The 18,410-nt window shown below is 59.4% G+C and carries 14 protein-coding genes; all 14 read left to right on the plus strand.

The annotated features are described in order from the left end of the window. The first annotated feature begins 155 nt into the window (after window positions 1–155). Window positions 156–1,709 (plus strand): type VI secretion system protein TssA, encoded by a 1,554-nt coding sequence (gene tssA / locus C4J83_RS12940; RefSeq protein WP_124417214.1) that lies wholly within the window; start codon window positions 156–158, stop codon window positions 1,707–1,709. A 32-nt stretch (window positions 1,710–1,741) separates the two neighbouring features. Then, window positions 1,742–2,239 (plus strand): type VI secretion system contractile sheath small subunit, encoded by a 498-nt coding sequence (gene tssB / locus C4J83_RS12945; protein ID WP_106577825.1) that lies wholly within the window; start codon window positions 1,742–1,744, stop codon window positions 2,237–2,239. Window positions 2,240–2,266: 27 nt separating this feature from the next. Then, a complete protein-coding gene (tssC, locus tag C4J83_RS12950; RefSeq protein WP_106577826.1) occupies window positions 2,267–3,745 on the plus strand; it encodes a type VI secretion system contractile sheath large subunit in 1,479 nt (492 codons plus the stop codon). 14 nt (window positions 3,746–3,759) lie between these two features. Beyond that, the gene (gene tssE / locus C4J83_RS12955; protein ID WP_124417215.1) at window positions 3,760–4,161 is read left to right on the plus strand and encodes a type VI secretion system baseplate subunit TssE; all 402 of its coding nucleotides are present in this window, start codon (window positions 3,760–3,762) and stop codon (window positions 4,159–4,161) included. Next, the gene (tssF, locus tag C4J83_RS12960) at window positions 4,151–5,938 is read left to right on the plus strand and encodes a type VI secretion system baseplate subunit TssF (protein WP_124417216.1); all 1,788 of its coding nucleotides are present in this window, start codon (window positions 4,151–4,153) and stop codon (window positions 5,936–5,938) included. The genes tssE and tssF overlap by 11 nt, the downstream gene beginning before the upstream one ends. Beyond that, entirely contained in the window at window positions 5,902–6,909 is a 1,008-nt protein-coding gene (tssG, locus tag C4J83_RS12965) for a type VI secretion system baseplate subunit TssG (protein ID WP_124417217.1), read from the plus strand. The genes tssF and tssG overlap by 37 nt, the downstream gene beginning before the upstream one ends. Before the next feature lie 12 nt (window positions 6,910–6,921). Next, the gene (locus C4J83_RS12970) at window positions 6,922–9,360 is read left to right on the plus strand and encodes an AAA family ATPase (RefSeq protein ID WP_124417218.1); all 2,439 of its coding nucleotides are present in this window, start codon (window positions 6,922–6,924) and stop codon (window positions 9,358–9,360) included. After that, window positions 9,357–10,889 (plus strand): sigma-54 interaction domain-containing protein, encoded by a 1,533-nt coding sequence (locus tag C4J83_RS12975; RefSeq protein ID WP_119741816.1) that lies wholly within the window; start codon window positions 9,357–9,359, stop codon window positions 10,887–10,889. Before C4J83_RS12970 ends, C4J83_RS12975 begins: the two co-directional genes overlap by 4 nt. Before the next feature lie 83 nt (window positions 10,890–10,972). After that, window positions 10,973–11,104: a type VI secretion protein gene (locus tag C4J83_RS12980; RefSeq protein ID WP_124417219.1), complete on the plus strand. Its 132-nt coding sequence runs from the start codon at window positions 10,973–10,975 to the stop codon at window positions 11,102–11,104. Window positions 11,105–11,121: 17 nt separating this feature from the next. Further along, window positions 11,122–12,312, plus strand: a complete 1,191-nt coding sequence (gene tagH, locus C4J83_RS12985; RefSeq protein ID WP_124417220.1) for a type VI secretion system-associated FHA domain protein TagH — start codon at window positions 11,122–11,124, stop codon at window positions 12,310–12,312. 5 nt (window positions 12,313–12,317) lie between these two features. Then, window positions 12,318–12,803, plus strand: a complete 486-nt coding sequence (gene tssJ, locus C4J83_RS12990; RefSeq protein WP_106577833.1) for a type VI secretion system lipoprotein TssJ — start codon at window positions 12,318–12,320, stop codon at window positions 12,801–12,803. A 1-nt stretch (window position 12,804) separates the two neighbouring features. Further along, on the plus strand, window positions 12,805–14,133 hold the full coding sequence (tssK, locus tag C4J83_RS12995; RefSeq protein ID WP_124417221.1) for a type VI secretion system baseplate subunit TssK: 1,329 nt from the start codon (window positions 12,805–12,807) through the stop codon (window positions 14,131–14,133). A 5-nt stretch (window positions 14,134–14,138) separates the two neighbouring features. Continuing rightward, window positions 14,139–14,999 (plus strand): type IVB secretion system protein IcmH/DotU, encoded by an 861-nt coding sequence (gene icmH / locus C4J83_RS13000; RefSeq protein ID WP_124417222.1) that lies wholly within the window; start codon window positions 14,139–14,141, stop codon window positions 14,997–14,999. A 16-nt stretch (window positions 15,000–15,015) separates the two neighbouring features. Then, window positions 15,016–18,384: a type VI secretion system membrane subunit TssM gene (gene tssM, locus C4J83_RS13005; protein WP_124417223.1), complete on the plus strand. Its 3,369-nt coding sequence runs from the start codon at window positions 15,016–15,018 to the stop codon at window positions 18,382–18,384. Window positions 18,385–18,410 lie beyond the last annotated feature (26 nt).

An 18,410-nucleotide genomic window follows, 5' to 3' on the forward strand; every position in this document is an offset into this window, starting at 1 on the left:
TTAAGTGCTGGCTGACCGCTTGAGGATTGATTCGTGTATGGCTAAGGTTCGCCTACTTCGTCACGTGCTGAACGAAGATTAATTGGCCTTCTAATGCGTATATTGATTGCGATTAGTTTGTCGCTCCTGCCTTGAATAGTTATGTGCGGCCCGGAATGGTTTATTCAGACACGCTCTACGCTTATCACCTTGAACTTGCACGCTTACCCTGCTCGTTAGAGGGTTTTGCCGGCTGTGATATGCGCTTTTCGAGTGAGTATGAAGCTCTGGAGTCCGAACTCGGCAAAGCACATTCGATACACGGTGCAGGCTTGCCGGACTGGCAGCGCGTCCGCGAGCTCGGCGAGCGGGTTTTGCGTGAGCACTCCAAGGATCTGCGCGTCGCCGTCTGGTTGACCTGGGCGTTGCACCAGCGCGATTCATTCCCCGGGCTTCTGGCGGGCCTCGGTGTACTGCTTCATCTGTGCAAGCAGCACTGGGCGATTGTCTACCCTGCTAAATCACGTACGCGTATTGCCGCGTTGGGTTGGCTGGTGTTGCGGCTTGACCCCCTGTTCACCACGCATCTCTCGCTTACTGATCAAGTGCCATTGTTTCAGGCGCTCCTGGAGCACCTGGAAAGCCTCGACGAGCTGTGGCGTGAACACCTGGGGGACGACGCGCCCTTGTTGTTACCGATCCGCAGGCAACTGTCAGAGCGTTTGGCGCTTGCCCTGCAGGGCGGCTCCGAGCCGCGTGGTGTTGCGGGTGCCATCGCTCAGGTCAAGCAGGTGGCGACGCAGCTGTTGAGGCCTGAACAGCCGGTCAACAACGAAAAAGACGCGCAAAAACTGTTGCGGGCATTGCAGGAGCAGGCTCGGCCACTGTGCGCCTGGTGGTTGCGCCAGAGTGCCACTGATCTGCGTGCCTTGCGCCTGAGCCGCACCCTGGCCTGGCTTGCGATCACCAACTATCCCGACGCCAACAGTGAGCGGATAACCGCTTTGCGTGGGCTCCCTCACGACAAACTCAAACGCTACCAGAGCCGTCTCTCCCAAGGTCTTCACGCCGATCTTTTGCTTGAGCTTGAAGCGAGTCTGGCCGGTGCTTTGTTCTGGTTTGATGGGTTGCGTATGGCCTGGGAGTGCCTCCAAGCCCTGGAGGCAGAGTGGGCCATGACCGAGCTGGAAATGAATTTTGCGTTGTTGTTGCAGCGCCTGCCGAGCCTGGCGGAGTTCAGGTTTGATGACGGCACCCCATTTGCCGACCCCGCGACGTGCGATTGGATAACGCTCCACGTCCTTCGCCACGTCCATAAAGCCGAACCTTTAAACGCCGCCGTTGATACCGGAAACGAGCCCTGGGAGGTGGCCTTGCAGGCCGTTATGTCCAGGCTGCGCAAGGAGGGTCTGAAGGCGGCAATTGCCACGCTCAAAGAAGGACTTCACGCCGCCCGCGGTGACCGGACCCGCTTCCATTGGCGATTGGCGCTGGCCCGATTATGCATACGAGCGGGCAAACACGAACTGGGCAGGATCCAGCTCGAACAACTGGACCTTGAATTACAACAGGCGGGCCTGGAGCGCTGGGAGCCAGAACTGGCCTTTCACGTCTCCCGGCTCCTGTATCGCTGTTATGACCTTTTGCCACAAGACCATGCCGTGCGCGAACGCAAGGAAGTCACCCATCGCAGGTTGTGCCACTTCGATCTTGAAGCGGTACTTGATTAGGCTCGCGAGCCCACCGAAAAAGGAGAAACACCATGCTCAAAGACGGTTCGGTAGCACCCAAGGAACGTATCAATATCACCTTCAAACCTGCCATTGGCGGTGTGCAGGAGGAAGTCGAACTGCCACTGAAGTTGCTGGTGCTGGGGGATTTCAGCCAGCGCGAAGATCCGCGCAAGCTTGAGGATCGAAAGCCCATTGGTATCGACAAAAACACCCTTGACGAGGTGTTGGCCAAACAAGCGCTGAGCTTGACATTGAGCGTCCCGAATCGGTTGCAGGAGGAGGGTGGCATCGAGGAACTGTCCGTCGAGGTTCGGATTAACGCGATGAAGGACTTCAACCCCGCAAACCTGGTTGAGCAAATACCCGAATTGCAAAAGTTGATGGCATTGCGTGAAGCGTTGATGGCACTCAAGGGCCCGCTGGGTAACACACCAAGCTTTCGCAAAGCCATTGAGCAGGCGCTGGCCGACGACGAGTCTCGTGCGCGCGTACTCGCCGAGCTGGGGCTGAGCGGCCCGACCACCTGAACTTTTCAGTAAAAGGACACTGACACCATGACGACCACCCAACAAAACCTGCAGCCTGCTCAAGCTACCGGCGAGTGCAGCATCCTCGACACTATCATCGCCCAGACACTATTGAGCGCCGACGACGAGGCCTACGGCATTGCCAAGCGCGGCGTGTCGGCCTTCATCGAAGAGTTGCTCAAACCCCATAACAGCGCTGAGCCAGTGAAGAAACGCCTGGTCGACCGGATGATCGCCGAGATTGATACCAAGCTCAGCCAGCAAATGGACGAGATTCTTCATCATCCGGATTTCCAGGCGCTGGAGGCTTCCTGGAGGGGCCTGCAGTTGCTGATCGACCGCACCAATTTTCGAGAAAACATCAAGATCGAGCTGCTGAATGTCTCGCGTCAGGACCTGCTGGATGACTTTGAAGACTCGCCGGAAATTACCCAGTCCGGGCTGTACAAGCATATCTACAGCGCCGAGTACGGACAATTTGGTGGCCAGCCGGTGGGCGCGATCATCGCCAATTACTTCCTTTCACCCAGTGCGCCTGATGTGAAGTTGATGCAATACGCTTCAAGCGTTGCCTGCATGGCCCACGCACCCTTTATCGCTGCTGCGGGGCCGGCCTTTTTCGGGTTGGAAAGCTTTACTGGATTACCTGACCTCAAGGATCTCAGGGACCATTTTGAAGGCCCGCAGTTTGCCAAATGGCAAAGTTTTCGTCAGAGCGAAGACGCCCGCTATATCGGCCTCACCGTGCCGCGTTTTCTACTGCGAACCCCTTACGATCCGATTGATTGCCCCGTTAAAACCTTTGCCTATCAAGAGAACGTGGTGAACAGCCACGAGCACTACCTCTGGGGCAACACTGCGTATGCCTTTGCCACGCGCCTGACTGAAAGTTTTGCGCGCTTTCGCTGGTGCCCGAACATTATCGGCCCGCAAAGTGGCGGCGCGGTAGAGGACCTGCCATTGCATCATTTTCAGAGCATGGGCGAGATCGAAACCAAGATTCCTACGGAGGTACTGGTTTCGGACCGGCGCGAATACGAACTGGCGCAAGAAGGGTTTATTGCCTTGACCATGCGCAAGGGCAGTGACAACGCGGCGTTCTTTTCGGCCAGCTCCGTCCAGAAACCCAAAACCTTCGGCATCAGTGAAGAGGGCAAGGCAGCCGAACTTAATTACCGGCTCGGCACCCAGTTGCCCTACATGATGGTGGTCAACCGTCTGGCGCACTACCTCAAGGTCTTGCAGCGCGAGCAACTGGGCTCCTGGAAAGAACGCACGGACCTGGAGCTGGAACTCAACAAGTGGATTCGCCAATACGTGGCCGATCAGGAAAACCCCAGTGCCGAAGTGCGCGGTCGCCGGCCATTGCGGGCAGCCCGCATTGTTGTCAGTGATGTCGACGGGGAGCCAGGCTGGTATCGGGTCAACCTGAGCGTGCGCCCTCATTTCAAGTACATGGGGGCTGACTTCACGTTGTCCCTGGTCGGCAAGCTCGATAAAGAATGAGCAGAAGCCGGCGGATGCCCCCTAACGTAAGCCTTTTCGAACGCCTCGAAGGCGATGCATCAACCCAGCGGTGCAGTGTGGCGTCCGTCGCCGCACACCTGGGGAAAATGCTCAGCACCCGGGCAGGCAGTGTTCAGACACTGCCCGACTATGGTTTGCCCGATCTCAATGACATGCGGCTTAGCCTGCACGAGTCCTTGATCCGCTCACGCGCCTTGATCGAGCGATTCATCCGTGCCTACGAACCGCGACTGGCAAATGTACAAGTCAAAGTGCTGCCGCGTGCTACTGATCCTCTGGCCCTGGCGTTCGCGATCGAAGCTGCGCTGATCGTTAACGGTGTTACACAGCCCGTTGTGTTCCATGCACGCCTGGTGGATGGCGGGCGCGTTGAGGTCTGCGCCGATGGGCTTTAACCGTTACTTCCAAAGCGAGCTCAGCGCCCTGCGGCAACTCGGGCGGCGTTTCGCCGAGCGTAATCCCGCACTCACGCCGTTTCTGGCTGAAAGCGGCCAGGACCCGGATGTTGAGCGATTGCTGGAGGGGTTTGCGTTCCTGACCGGTCGCCTGCGCCAGAAGCTCGACGACGAGCTGCCTGAGCTGACGCATTCCTTGATGCATTTGCTGTGGCCCAATTACATGCGGCCAATACCCGCCTTCAGCATCCTGCAATTTGACCCGTTGAGACGTGCTGGCCCCGCCGTTCGGGTTGCCCGTGATACGGCGGTAGAAAGTGTTCTGATCCAAGGTGAGCGGTGTCGCTTCAGGACGTGCTACACCACGGATGTCATGCCACTGCAACTCACAAGTCTGGACTACAAGTGCCAGGGTGACGGGGCATGGTTGGATTTGCATGTGGACATGAGTGTCGAGGGTAATTTCAGCCAGTTAACCTTTGAATCACTGCGACTGCACCTGTCGGGTGACCGCTATATAAGCCAGTGGCTCTATCTCAGTTTGCTGCGACGTCTGGATGGCATCCACTTGCTGTTGTTGGATGGCGAGGGGTTGCCGGTCACGGGTAACGATGGGCAACCCATGACGCTGCGGCTGGGCGCCAACCAGGTCAAGCCGGTGGGGTTTTCGCAAGACGAGGCGTTGATACCGTATCCAGAAAATACGTTTCGCGGTTACCGCCATCTGCAGGAGTATTTCGCCTTCCCCGAGAAGTATCTGTTTGTCGATATCGAGGGGCTGAGTGTCCTGCATACACTTGCGCCTGAGCGGCTCGGCCAGGTCCGCGGCATGGTGCTGCGCTTTGAACTGCGCACACACGGACACGAACTGCAACAGCCCACGCTGGACAACGTGAAGTTGTATTGCACGCCCATTGCCAACTTGTTCAAACATGATGCCGTCCCCATTCGCCTGAATGGAAAAGAGGACGAGTACCTTCTGGTGCCGGGGGAGTATACCCCGGGCAATGCCGCTGTGTTTTCCGTCGACAGTGTCACTGGCTGGCGCCCTGGCGGGTTGGGTTACCAGGCCTATGTGCCGTTTGAATCCTTTGAGCATGACTGGGACGTTGATCGGTCTGCAGCGCCGGCCAGCTACAGCATTCGCCAGCGCTCTTCGCCGCAGCATGGGGGGCTCGACACCTGGATGGGGTTTGGCAGTCGCGAAGGTAAAGGCCAGGAAACGTTGTCGATCGAAATGACGTGCACCAACTGCAACCTGCCTCGGCAATTGCAACCAGGCGACATCAACCAACCCTGCGAGCAGGCACCGGAATCACTGACGTTTCGCAACATCACGGCGCCGACGGCGAGCTTCGCGCCGCCGCTGGACCAGGATTTCCTGTGGAAGCTGATCAGCAATATGTCGCTCAACTATCTGTCGTTGACCGATATCAACGCCTTGAAGGTGATTCTCGAAACCTATGACCTGCCGCGCTATCACGATCGGCAGGCGCAAAAGGTCAGTCAGACAAGACTCGGTGCGTTGCAGTCCATTCGCCATGAGCCGGTTGACCGACTGCACCGTGGGTTACCCATTCGCGGCCTACGTGTGGAATTGACAGTCGACCTCCAGGGGTTTCTCGGTCAGGGCGATCTGTTTGTGTTCGCCTCGGTCCTCAATGAGTTCTTTGCGCTCTACGCCAGCCTCAACTCTTATCACGAGTTACGAGTCATCAGCACACAAGGAGACGTGTACCTATGGCCATCCCGCATGGGGCAACAGCCCCTGCTTTGAATGCGCTCTGTTGCGGCATTCGTGAGTACACACTGTTCCAGGCAATTGAGCAGGTGATTGAGCGATTGCGCGAAGCTCATCCGCTGATGGACGAAGACGCGCTGTACGACCTGCTGGAATTTCAGGCCAATCCAGGTCTGGGGTTTGCCGGTCACGATATCGATCGCGTGGCGTTCTTTATGGAGCACGGGCAATTACGGGCTCGCCTGCGGCTCAACATATTGGGTTTGGTCGGAGCCGGGTCACCGCTGCCAGCATTTTATGCAGAGCAGGCGTTTGCCGAGCTGTCCGGTGGCAACCCCACTCGCGACTTCCTCGACATATTCCACCACCGACTGCATCGGCTGATGTGGCCGATCTGGCGTAAATATCGCTATCGAGCGTGTTTCCAGACTGGCGCGAGCGATGCGTTTTCGGAGCAGATGTTTGCGCTGATCGGCTTGGGCGGCAACGCGATACGAGGTAGCGCGCAATTGGACTGCAAACGCCTGTTGCCTTACCTGGGGCTGTTGAGTATGCGCGTGCATTCTGCCGCCTTGATCGAAGCCGTACTGCGCTACTACTTCAAGCATGCCTCGGTGTTCATCGAACAATGGGTTGAGCGCCGCGTGGAGGTTGCCGATTTTCAGCGTAATTGCCTCGGTATTACCCGCTGCGAACTCGGTGAAAACCTGGTGCTGGGGCATCAGGTCAGCGACCGCAGCGCAAAGTTCAGGGTGCATGTCCTGGCGCTGAGCTGGCAGCAGTTTCACGCGTTCCTGCCCACGGGGAAGGGCTACCAGCCCCTATGTTCACTGGTGCGTTTAACCATGCGAGACCCGTTGGAGTACGACCTGCGCCTGGTGCTTGCCGCCGGTGAAATCAGAGCCCTGCATATCGGTGCGCGCAATGTCTGTCGCCTGGGCTGGACCAGCTGGTTGGACCATGAGCAAGCCGATGGCGTGGTCACGTTTGCTGGCAACTTTCATTAGGGACGGATGATTATGATCAATGTGGACCTGCAACAGCTTATACGCACGCTGACACCCCCGGTACGTCGCGACCTGGAGCGCTCTTCGGAACGCTGTGTAACCCGCGGTGGCCGTGAAGTGCTCGTCGAAGACTTGCTGCTTGCCTTGCTTGAGCAGCCCGGCGGGCTGCTGGCCAAGGCCTTGGCCGACGCTGATGTGCCGATGAGCGCGCTGCAAGCAACGTTGCAGCCAAGAAGTGAGCAAAGCGCAACCCGCAATCCGGTCTTCTCTCAGGCGCTGGTGCATTGGTTGCAACAAGCGTTGATGGTTGCCCATCTCGAGCTGGGGCAACGCTCTGTGGATGAGGGCGCCCTGCTGCTGGCGCTGTTGCGTCATCCGCTGGAGTACGCCGGTGCTGGCTATCAGGCCGTGTTGGCCCGCCTGGATGCAGAGCGTGTACGGGATTTTCTCGCGAGCCAGGCACCTGAGACCGAGCCGTTGGCGACAGAATCGTTGTTGCAGCGTTTTACGCATGACCTCACAGGCCAGGCACGTGAAGGCCTGATTGATCCGGTGCTGTGTCGCGACGGGGAAATTCGGCAACTGATTGACATTCTTGTGCGACGCCGCAAGAACAACCCGATCCTGGTCGGGGAGGCCGGGGTAGGAAAAACCGCGATTGTCGAAGGCCTTGCGCTGAAAATTGTCGCTGCGCAGGTGCCCGATGCCCTCAAGGCGGTTCGCGTACTGACCCTGGACATGGGGCTCCTGCAAGCGGGTGCCAGCCTCAAGGGCGAGTTCGAGCGACGGCTTAAAGGCGTGATTGATGAAGTCAACGCCTCGCCGCAGGCCGTGATCCTGTTTATCGACGAAGCCCATACGCTGGTCGGCGCGGGAGGCCCGGCAGGCGGTTCTGACGCGGCCAATCTGCTTAAGCCTGCGTTGGCTCGAGGCGCTCTGCGCACCATTGCGGCCACCACCTGGTCGGAATACAAGCAATACATCGAGAAAGACCCGGCATTGGCGCGACGTTTCCAGCCAGTGCTGGTCGGTGAGCCGAGCGTCGAGGAAGCCGTGTCGATCCTGCGCGGCCTGGTTCCGGTTTATGAGGCAAGCCATGGTGTCTACGTCCGCGATGATGCCGTCGTAGCGGCGGCACACCTGAGCGCTCGTTATCTGGCGGGCCGCCAGCTGCCGGACAAGGCCGTGGATGTGCTGGACACCGCCTGCGCACGAGTGCGCACGCGTCAGGCAATGCCCCCGGAGGCGCTGCAGAACCTGCACACGGAACGGGCTGAAGGCAGGCGGCAACATGAGGCGTTAAGCCGGGACGCCGAGGCGGGACTGCCGGTGGACGCTCAAGCACTGCAAGCGCTGAGCCGACGCTTGGACGCCATCGAGCAGGAATGTCAGGTATTGGAGCAGCAGCGGATTCAACAGGCTGGCCAGTCATCGGACAAACTTGAGGTGTGCCCGCGTTTGATCGCCGAGGTCGTCAGTGCCTGGACCGGAATTCCGGTTGAGCAGTTGGCGCTTGAGCCCAACGCAAAGGTATTGAGTCTTGCCGCTGCCCTGCGCACGCGCATCCTGGGGCAGGAGCATGCCGTGCAGGTGCTTGATCGTGCCTTGCGAGCGGTTGCTGCGGGCCTGAACAACGCGGATGCGCCGGTGGGTGTGTTTCTGCTGGTGGGCCCCAGTGGCGTCGGCAAAACCGAAACAGCATTGGCATTGGCGCAGCTTTTGTATGGCGGTGAGCGATTCGTAACCACCATCAATATGTCGGAATACCAGGAGAAGCACGCACTGTCCCGTTTGATCGGTGCGCCACCGGGCTACGTCGGTTATGGCGAAGGTGGAGTTCTGACCGAGGCTGTGCGCCAACGGCCTTATTCAGTGGTACTGCTCGACGAGGTCGAGAAAGCCGACCCCGAGGTGTTGAACCTGTTTTACCAGGTCTTTGACAAGGGCCGCGCCAACGATGGCGAAGGCAGAGAAATAGATTTTCGCAACACGCTGATCCTGATGACTTCCAACCTTGGCAGCGACTGCATCAACGCGCTCTGTGAAACCGGTCGGCGGCCTGAGGCCCAGGTGTTGCAGGATGCTATACAGCCCGTGTTACGTAGCCACTTCAAACCGGCGCTGTTGGCCCGGATGCGTGTCGTGCCGTATTACCCGATTGTCGGTCCGGTCCTGCATGAGGTGGTAAGGCTCAAACTGGCGCGCCTCGGTGAGCGGTTGCATCGGCGCAAGTTGGCCCTGACGTGTTCAGCTGAGTTGATCGCGCACATGGCCGAGCGCTGCGCCAACCGTGACAGTGGTGCGCGGTACATCGATCAATGGATCGAGCGCTACTTGCTGCCGCAAATGGTTGATCGCGTTCTGAGTGCCATGGCCACGGATGAAGCATTGTCGTGGGTGCATGCAGGGTTGGATGCCAATGGCCTGCCAAGCTGTGAGTTCGGCCAATGACGAACGATCTGTTCACCCAAGTGGCCGAACCGCTGGTGTATGCCGCAGCCTTGCTGGACGGCTTCATGCGCGTAAGCCAGGAAAATGACCCGACGACGTTGCCAGGCCTATGTGCTGTGAGCGCTGCGCACCTGAGCCAGTGTGAGCTCGCTCAGCTGTATCTGGTTGATGAAGTGACCGACCAATTCGAGCTTATTGCTCAACATTTGTCTGAGGCGCTGCCGGGCGGCGAACCGACTTCACGTCCGGTGGTGCAAAACCAGCAGCTGTTGCACTACGTCCTGAGAAAGCGTTGTTGCCTGGGCCTCGATGACGTGGGAAGCAGCCTCTATGACAGCGGCTTTTTGCCAGCGACGCAGGCACCTTGGCGGGCACTGTTGTGTGTTCCGCTGTTCAACCGCACCAATGCGGTCACAGGTGTACTCCTGTGCGCGAGCTGGCGGGCGACGCCACTAATGGGTTACGCGCCCTCGCTGGGGCAACTTGGCGGTTTCGCCGTGAACCAACTGCTTATGTTGCGTCGCATGCAACCTGCGTCAGTCATTAGCCGTTCATCGCGCGGTGTGTCGACCGCGGGGGCCTATGGCTTGATCGGCAACAGCACCGCGATGGAAGAAACTTGCCACCTGATCGGCAAAGTCCTGCAGACCCCTTATACGGTGCTGTTGCGTGGCGAGACCGGCACCGGTAAAGAGGTCGTGGCGCGGGCGATTCACACGGCCGGGCCACGCAGTGCGCAGCCTTTCGTGGTGCAAAATTGCGCTGCGTTTCCAGAAGGTTTGCTCGAAAGCGAACTGTTTGGCTACCGCAAAGGTGCATTCACCGGTGCCGAGCGCAACTATGCGGGGCTGTTCGACGCCGCGCATGGCGGTACCTTGCTGCTGGATGAAATCGGCGACATGCCGCTGTCATTGCAGGCCAAGTTGCTGCGGGTATTGCAGGAGGGCGAGATCCGCCCGTTGGGCGCCAGCGTCGCGCACAAGGTTGACGTGCGCATCATCGCCGCGACCCACCGCGACCTCGCTGCGATGGTGGCGCAAGGCAGTTTTCGTGAAGACCTCTATTACCGGATTGCACAGTTCCCCATTCAACTGCCTGCCTTGCGTGAACGCGATGGCGATGTGTTGCAGCTGGCGCGGCACTTTGCCGACAAGGCGTGTGCCGCGCTGGGTCGGGCGCCTGTCGACTGGTCCAATACGGCCCTCGATCAACTGTCGAGCCACGGCTTTCCCGGCAATGTCCGCGAGCTCAAGTGTCTGGTGGAGCGCGCAGTGCTGCTGTGTGACGACGGTGTGATTCTGCCGGCGCATTTGTCGTTACCACTGGCCTCGGATGCAACCGACGCCGTTGATGTGACGCTACGCCAGCGGATGGAGCGGGTGGAACGCGTATTTCTGATTGATTGCCTGCACAAGAACCGGGGCAATCGAACCCGCACTGCCCGTGAACTGGGAGTGGCTCGGCGCACGCTGCTCTATCGTCTCGCGCGCCTGAACATTCCTTTCGACGATGCCAGAGGCGAGGGCTGAATGTTGCTTTTCTGCATTGCCCTGCCTGACCGACGCCTGTGCCGACTCGAGCTGGGCAACCTTATCTCATTAGGAGAAACCTGATGCCTGATCGTCCGTGGCAAGCCGTTGTGCTTGTGTTGTGTCTGCTGAGTGGCTGCAGCGCCAATTACGTATTTGACGACGCTGATTACCGCCCGCTGGGTGAGCCCAGGGCGATCACTCGTGGCCAGTGAAAGGGGAGAGGCTGACCATGCAACTTATGCTTGAGCTTTTGGGTACCGAGGACGGAAGCCGCGCACCCACGGCGCGCAAGCTTTTTTCCGCTGCGGGCGGTGTGATCGGTCGTGGTGCCGGGTGTGACTGGGTGATTCCGGACGCCAGCCGTCTGCTCTCCAGTCACCATGGTTTGGTCGCCTATCGTGAGGGCCAATACCTGTTGACGGATATCAGCAGCAACGGTATCGGCGTAGCCGGCAGCGCCGAACGTCTGCGCAAGGGGCAGGCGCGATTGATCAGTGACGGCGACGTTTTTCAACTGGGAACCTTGTTGATTCAGGCGAAACTGGTGGCGTTGATGCAGCCTTGCGGTGCGCAATGGGACGCCAACACAGGACTGATTCCCGATGATGCATACCTGGCGTTGGACCCTATTCAAGCGCTCGATGTCGAGCAGCAGCGTCAGACCACGTCGCAGGACCTGGAGGCATTGGCAGATGCGGGCGACACGTCGGGTCCGTGGGCCGACGATCGGGTAACCAACAGGGATCATCTGGCGTTACCCCGGCGAGCTGTACCCGCTCAGGAAGCCGTCTCGATTCGCTCCGATGCGATGCCTGCAGCAGGCAGCGACGTTTTTTGGGAGCAGTTTGCGACAGCACTGGGTATTAGCCTGGAAACCCTTGATGCGACGGGCCGCGAGGCGTTGGCGATCAGAGCAGCGCGCCTGCTGCGTATGGAGGTAGAGGGGCTGCAACAAAGTCTGCGGACTTGTGAAGAGCTCAAAAACGAGATGAATCTGCCGCTTTTCGAGACGCTGCAAAGGCGCCGGAGCCCTCTTAGAGACAGCGTCGAAACCGACGCTGTAATGGCGATGCTGCTAGGCACGGAGGATCTTGGCCAGTTGCCGGCCGAACACGCCATCACCCAGGCCCACCGGGATATGCAAGTTCATCAGGTTGCGTTGCTGGCGGCCTGCCGCAATGCACTGCGCACTACGCGCAGCGCCTTTGCCCCGGGTCATCTGCTGACATGCTTCGAATACCAGGGGCAACGGCGCCGACTTTTCACCGACGGAGGGTATTGGCGGGCTTATCAGCGTCACTACCAGCGTTTGCTCGAGGATGAGCAGTTCACCGATCGTCTGCCAGGCAGTGACTTCGCCAAGGCTTACGAAGAGCAGGTTCGCTTGATCTCAACCTTGCACGTCGATTATCCAGGATGAACATTATGTCTCGAGCCGCGCTTGCAACCACGCTGCTTTTGCTCGGCCTGTTGGCCGGCTGCAGCAGCGTGTCGCCGTTTTCTACCTTGACCAAGCTGGACATGGCGCTGGCCGCCAGTGAGCAAGTCAACCCCGACCTTCACGGCAGGCCATCTCCGGTGGTAGTGCACTTGATCGAGTTGCGGCACGCCGTGGCATTTGAGAATGCCGACTTCTTCAGTCTGTACAGCAATGCCGAGCAATCGCTGCCCAAGGACTGGCTGCGCAGTGAGGAACTTGAACTGCGCCCGGGTGAGCGGCTGGCGCTCAAGCTCGGGCTCGAACCAGGCACGCGTTTCTTGGGCGTGCTGGCGGCGTATCGAGATCTGCCCCATGTTCAATGGCGGTGGGTCGTGCCCATTACCCCGCAGCAGTTAACCCGTGCCGATCTTGTGCTGGACCAGACGGGTATCCGCGTTTCTTCGTCCATGCATGGCCAGGAGTCCGAATGATATGCAGGTTCATAAAGTCATCTGGCAGGAAGGCATGCTGTTACGGCCGCAGCATCTGCAGCACAACGATCGCTATTACCACCAGCAGCTCAATCGGACGCGCTTGCTGGGGGCTGATGCGTGGGGGTTTCTGACGCTGGAAGTCGATTTGCAATACCTCAATTTCGGCAAGGTGGTGGTCAACCAGGCCAGTGGCGTATTGCCGGACGGTAGTCTGTTCGAGTTGGGCGGGACGATGGAACCGCTGGTCTTGCAGGTGCCCGCCAACGCCGGCAAACAGGCGATTTATCTTGCGCTGCCGCTGGATACCGGCAATCAGACCGAAGTTCGCCGCCAGCAGCAGATCGACGTTCTGGCTCGCTATCTGGCGTGTGACATCGAGGTGGGGGATTCGAATGCCGGTGTCGACTCCCGGTGTCACATCAGTTGCGCGCGTCCTGACCTGCGTCTGCTGCTGGGCGACCCTCCGAGCGAGCAGAGCTTCGTCAAACTCAAGATTGCCCAGGTGCTGGAGTCGACCGATGAAGGCGGCGTGAGCCTGGACACCGACTTCATTCCCTCCTTCATTTTTCTGCAGGGCCACGGGTACTTGCCGTCGTGCCTCAAGGAAGTGATCAGCCTGCTCTCCAGTCGCGGGGATGCCATTGCAGCACGTATTCGGGGTGAAGGCACCGCCGCAGGCACGGAAATCGGCGACTTTCTGATGCTGCAATTGATCAATCGCACCGAGTTGGAATTGCGTCACTGGCTGAGCCAGACCCACGTGCGCCCGCAAGCCTTGTTCCTGGCATTACTGTCGCTGTTCGGTGAGTTATCTACGTTCGCCAACGACAGCAAACGTGCGCACCTGGATGTGCGTTATCGACATGACGACCAGGGAGAAAGTTTTCGCGGGTTGATGGAGGGCGTGCGTGGCGTGCTGTCAATGGTGCTTGAGCAACACGCCATCGAGTTGACGCTGCAGCAACGCCAATACGGGGTGTTGGTATGCCCGGTGAGCGACCTGAAATTGCTCGGCACTGCGACGTTTATTTTGGCGGCCACTGCTCAGTGTGATTCGGAGGAATTGCGCCATCGCCTGCCTTCGCATTTGAAGATCGGGCCGGTGGAGCGCATACGCGAGCTGGTCAACTTGCACTTGGCGGGAATCAAGGTCAAGCCATTGCCTGTGGCGCCACGGCAGATTCCGTTTCATGCCGGCAAAACCTATTTCATGCTGGATCTGAGTGCCCGCGACATCACGCAGCTGGAGCAGTCGGGTGGTTTCGCCTTCCATGTAGGCGGTGAATTTACAGCGCTCGAACTCAACTTCTGGGCCATCAGGAACTGAACACAATGGACAGTGAATACCTGCAGGATGAAAAGACTGTTTTGCTCGACCATCAGGGCCGTGGGCCGGGAAACGGCCCGATAACGGATTTCCCTGCGCCGCCGCGCTTTGAGCAGTTGGAAGATCGAATGATCTACGCCGCCCATGAGCGAGGTACCCCGCGCTTCAAGATGGGGTTCAACCCTCTCGTTGAGGCCGCATGGGCGTTGTTGTCGCAAGTGGTTCAGCTCAAGAGCGCCTCTGGCCGCGAAAGCTTGGGCACGGTCAACGACAGGATGGTATTGGCGATCACTCAGTTTGAAGCCCGCGCCTTGCACAGTGGTGTCGAGAGCAGCCAGGTGATGTCGGCACGTTATGTGTTGTGCAGCGTCCTCGATGAAGCCGTGGTGACCACGGCGTGGGGCAGCCGCAGTGACTGGTCGAAGATGAGCCTGTTGAGCCGCTTTCACAACGAAACCTTCGGTGGGGAGAAGGTCTTCCAACTGCTGGAGCGGCTGTCCCGCGATCCGGTCAAGCACCTGGCGATGCTGGAGCTGATGTACCTGTGCCTCTCCATCGGGTTCGAAGGCAAATACCGAATCATGGAGCGAGGTGTCAGCCAACTTGAAGCCGTGCGCGATGCCTTGTACCGACAGATCCGGCACGTGCGAGGCGAGCCACTGTCGGCGCCTTTGCAGCCCACGCGAGCAGGGCGTGCGCGACGTAAACGATTACCCGTCATCCCGGTGACTTGGGTCGCAGTCTTTACCCTGGCCTGTTTGTTGGCGATGTACACAGGATTTGCCTGGCGGCTGGGTGAAGAAGCCAAGCGGGCGCTGCAACCCTTTCAATTTTCGGCGTCGGAACTGACTCAGACGCCCTTGTAAACGCTGGGAGCAATGAATGAACGCATTCTTCAAGAGCGCGCGCACCGTGCTGGGCACGATTTGGGTCTGGAGCTTGTTGCTGGTACTTTCCTGCGCGTTGTTGGTGTGGTGTTTCGGTCCGCTGCTGGCCGTGGATGATCACCGCTTCTGGCAAGGCGCGAGTGCTCGCCTGGTCACTATCAGCGTGTTGTTTCTGCTGTGGGGACTGGCGATGGTCCTTGCCGGCATACGCCGGGCAGCTGAGCTCAAGAGACCTGAACGCCTGGCACGCCATGAGCAACTGGGATGGGTTGAGGACGAACAGCGACAGGTACGCGGTCGCTTCAAAGAGGCCGTCCACCGCTTGAAAACCTCGCCGCGGTACGCAGGGCACAATCAGCGATGGCGTAATAACTTGCCCTGGTACCTGTTGATCGGCGAGCAGGGCAGTGGCAAGACGCGGCTGTTGGCGGCGGCGGGCTTACAGCTGCCATTTGATCGCGTAGACGCGATGGCGGTGGCAGGCACGGCTCATGCTGAATGGCATTTCGCTGGCGAAGGTGTACTTATCGATACCCCCGGTCGTTACCTGACGCAACCTGACAGCACGCTAGACGCCGCCGGCTGGTCAATGCTGTTGCGTCTGCTCAGGCAGCGGCGCCGAGTGCGCCCGCTTAATGGCGTGGTGGTGGCCTTGTCGGTTGAAACATTGTTGGGCCGTAATGAGCATGATCTGGACCTGCAGGCTCGCCAAGTGCACTCACGCCTGCAGGAGGTTCAGCGAACGTTGCACGTGGACGTTCCCATCTATCTGGTGTTGACCCAGGCTGACCGCGTGCCGGGGTTTGCCGAGTTCTTTGATGCGCCTCAGGGAGAAGAGGCAGAAAGCGTGCTTGGCCAGCCACTCGATGTTGGCAAGGGCGGCGTTGACATCGCACAGGTGCGCCGTGCGTTCGACGAGCTGCTACAGCGTTTAAGCGGTGAACTGATCACGCGATTGCATCAGGAGCGCAATGTCGAGCGCCGTGGCCCTATGCTCGACTTCCCCCAGCAGGCGGCCCAACTCGGCGAGCGGTTGTGCCTGTTCGTGGAGTCGGCTTTTTCCGCGCATCGTTATCAGCGCATCAGCGGGTTGCGGGGTTTCTATCTGACCTGCGCCGGCGACAGGCACAGTCATTTCGTGCAGGGCCTGTTCAGTCGGGTGATCTTTGCCGAGGCAGACCTCGCCGGTCTGCAGACCCCGGAGCAACGGCGCATCCATTTGCGCCAGGGATTACTGGCCATGGCCGTTGTGCTGGTTCTCGGGAGCGCAGGCTGGCTGTGGACGCACAGCTACACCGTCAATCAGCAGCGCCTGGCGCAAGTGGCTGCACTGGCGATGCAACCCGCACCCGCTACGCAGAGTGCTGACGACACCCTCACACTGCTGGCGCTGTTGGATGCCCGCTGGGCGGCAACGCAGGTTTTCCCTGCAACAGAAGACGCGCGGTTTGTTGAGCGCGCCGGCCTTTATCAGGGTGAATTGAGCCGTCCACCCTTGACCCACGCGTATCAGCTGGCCGTGCAGCAGCTGTTACTGGACCGGCTAACGGTAGTGCTTGGGGAGCAAGTACGCACCAGCCTTGGCAATCGTGAGCGACTGCTGGAAAACCTGCGCGCCTACCTGATGCTCAATCTGCGCGAGCGCCGGGATACCGGGTGGTTGGCGCAGCACATGGCAGACCATTGGTCTGCGCGTTATCCAGGTGATGCGTCGCTGCACAAACGCCTGAATGAACACTTGGCGCGGCTGCTTGAGCAACCGTTCACTGCGTCGCTCGATGAAGCCCTCGTGGCGAAGGCTCGCGAAGAGTTGCGGGGTGAGTCCCTGGCAGATGTGGTTTACCGGGTGTTGCGCGAGCAATCACGCAACCTCGAGCCTTTGCGGCTTGCCGAGGGCAGGGTATTCGCGGGTATTGATCCGCCTATTCCCGGGTTTTACACCAAAAGGTATTGGCAGTACTTCGAGGCACAGGGGCCGCGGCTGGTGAATGCCATCGCGCAGGACAACTGGGTATTGGGGGAGGGCGCCGACCTCAGTGCCATGGACTTGCGGCGGCTGATGATTGAGCTGCAGCAGCGCTATTTCAGCGAATATGCCGATACCTGGAGTGCCGCCCTTGGCCGCGTCAGCCTGCAACGCAGTGACAGTTTGAGGCAGGATGCCGAACAGCTCGCGGGCTTGACGTCTGCGCAGTCGCCGCTGATGCAATTGTTGCTGCTGTTGCGAGAAAACACGCGTTTGCTGTCCGGTCATGACGCTTTGGCCAACGTACCCGTTCAGACGGGAGCGTTGGGGGTAATCGCTCAGACGGCCGTGGCTGAAGGGGCGAAAGCGGTCCTTCCAGACTCTGCCCGCCGAGCGTTGCAACGACGCTTTGAGCCACTGCACCAGTTGCTCGACGACCAGCACAACCCGGGCGTCGAGTTGACGCAGGCATTACGCCTGCTCGACGAGCTGCACCTGCAACTGGCTGCGCTCAACCGCGAGAGCTCGCCCGAACAGGCAGCTTTTCAACGGGTAAAGCGGCGAATGGAGGGGCAGCAGGATGTGCTCGGCACTCTGCGTGACGCCGCTGCACGGTTACCGCTGCCGCTCGCAGGCTGGTTTGAAGGGATGGCAGACAACAGCTGGCGTCACCTGTTGGACGGGGCCTATGCGCACGTCAATCAGCGCTATCACAGTGAAGTGTATGGACTGTATGCCAAGGCGATCCGCCAGCGTTACCCGTTCGATGCTCATGCGAGCAGCGATGTTGCCCTTAATGATTTTCAAGAGTTCTTCAAACCCCAGGGCGTCATGGCGCGCTTTTATGAAAGCTACCTGCGGCCTTTCGTCAGCGTTGACGGCAACCGTTACAGGTTGCGTGGTGTGGATGGCAGTGGCTTGCCGGTTTCGCGTTCGGTGCTGGATCAACTGACGAAAGCCGAGGTTATCCGCCAGGTGTTTTTCACTGAGCCACAGGGTGAGGTGTCGGTTCGATTTACCGTGGCGCCCTACAGCCTGGATCAGTCGGTCAGCCGGGCGACCCTGCGCTTTGGCGATAAGCAGCTGGAATACCGCCATGGTCCCATCGTGCCCATGGTGTTTGACTGGCCGATGGAGGCCGACAACGGTCGCAGCAGCCTGGTATTGGAGCGGGGCACGGAGCAACGCCCCCTGGGTATCGAGAAAGATACCGGCGCCTGGTCGTTGTTCAGGTTTTTTGACTTGATGCAGAGAGAGCCGGCGACCGGCAGGCATGCGCTGATATTCAAGGCCGACCTTGCCGGGCTGCGGGCCAATTACTTGCTGACCAGTCAGCGTACGCCCAGCCCGTTTGACATGGAGGCGTGGCGCACTTTCCGCCTGCCTGAGCAACTGTGAGCAACCAGCCTATTGAGTGGCGCAGT

It is taken from the genome of Pseudomonas sp. LBUM920 (assembly GCF_003852315.1).
Classification (GTDB): domain Bacteria; phylum Pseudomonadota; class Gammaproteobacteria; order Pseudomonadales; family Pseudomonadaceae; genus Aquipseudomonas.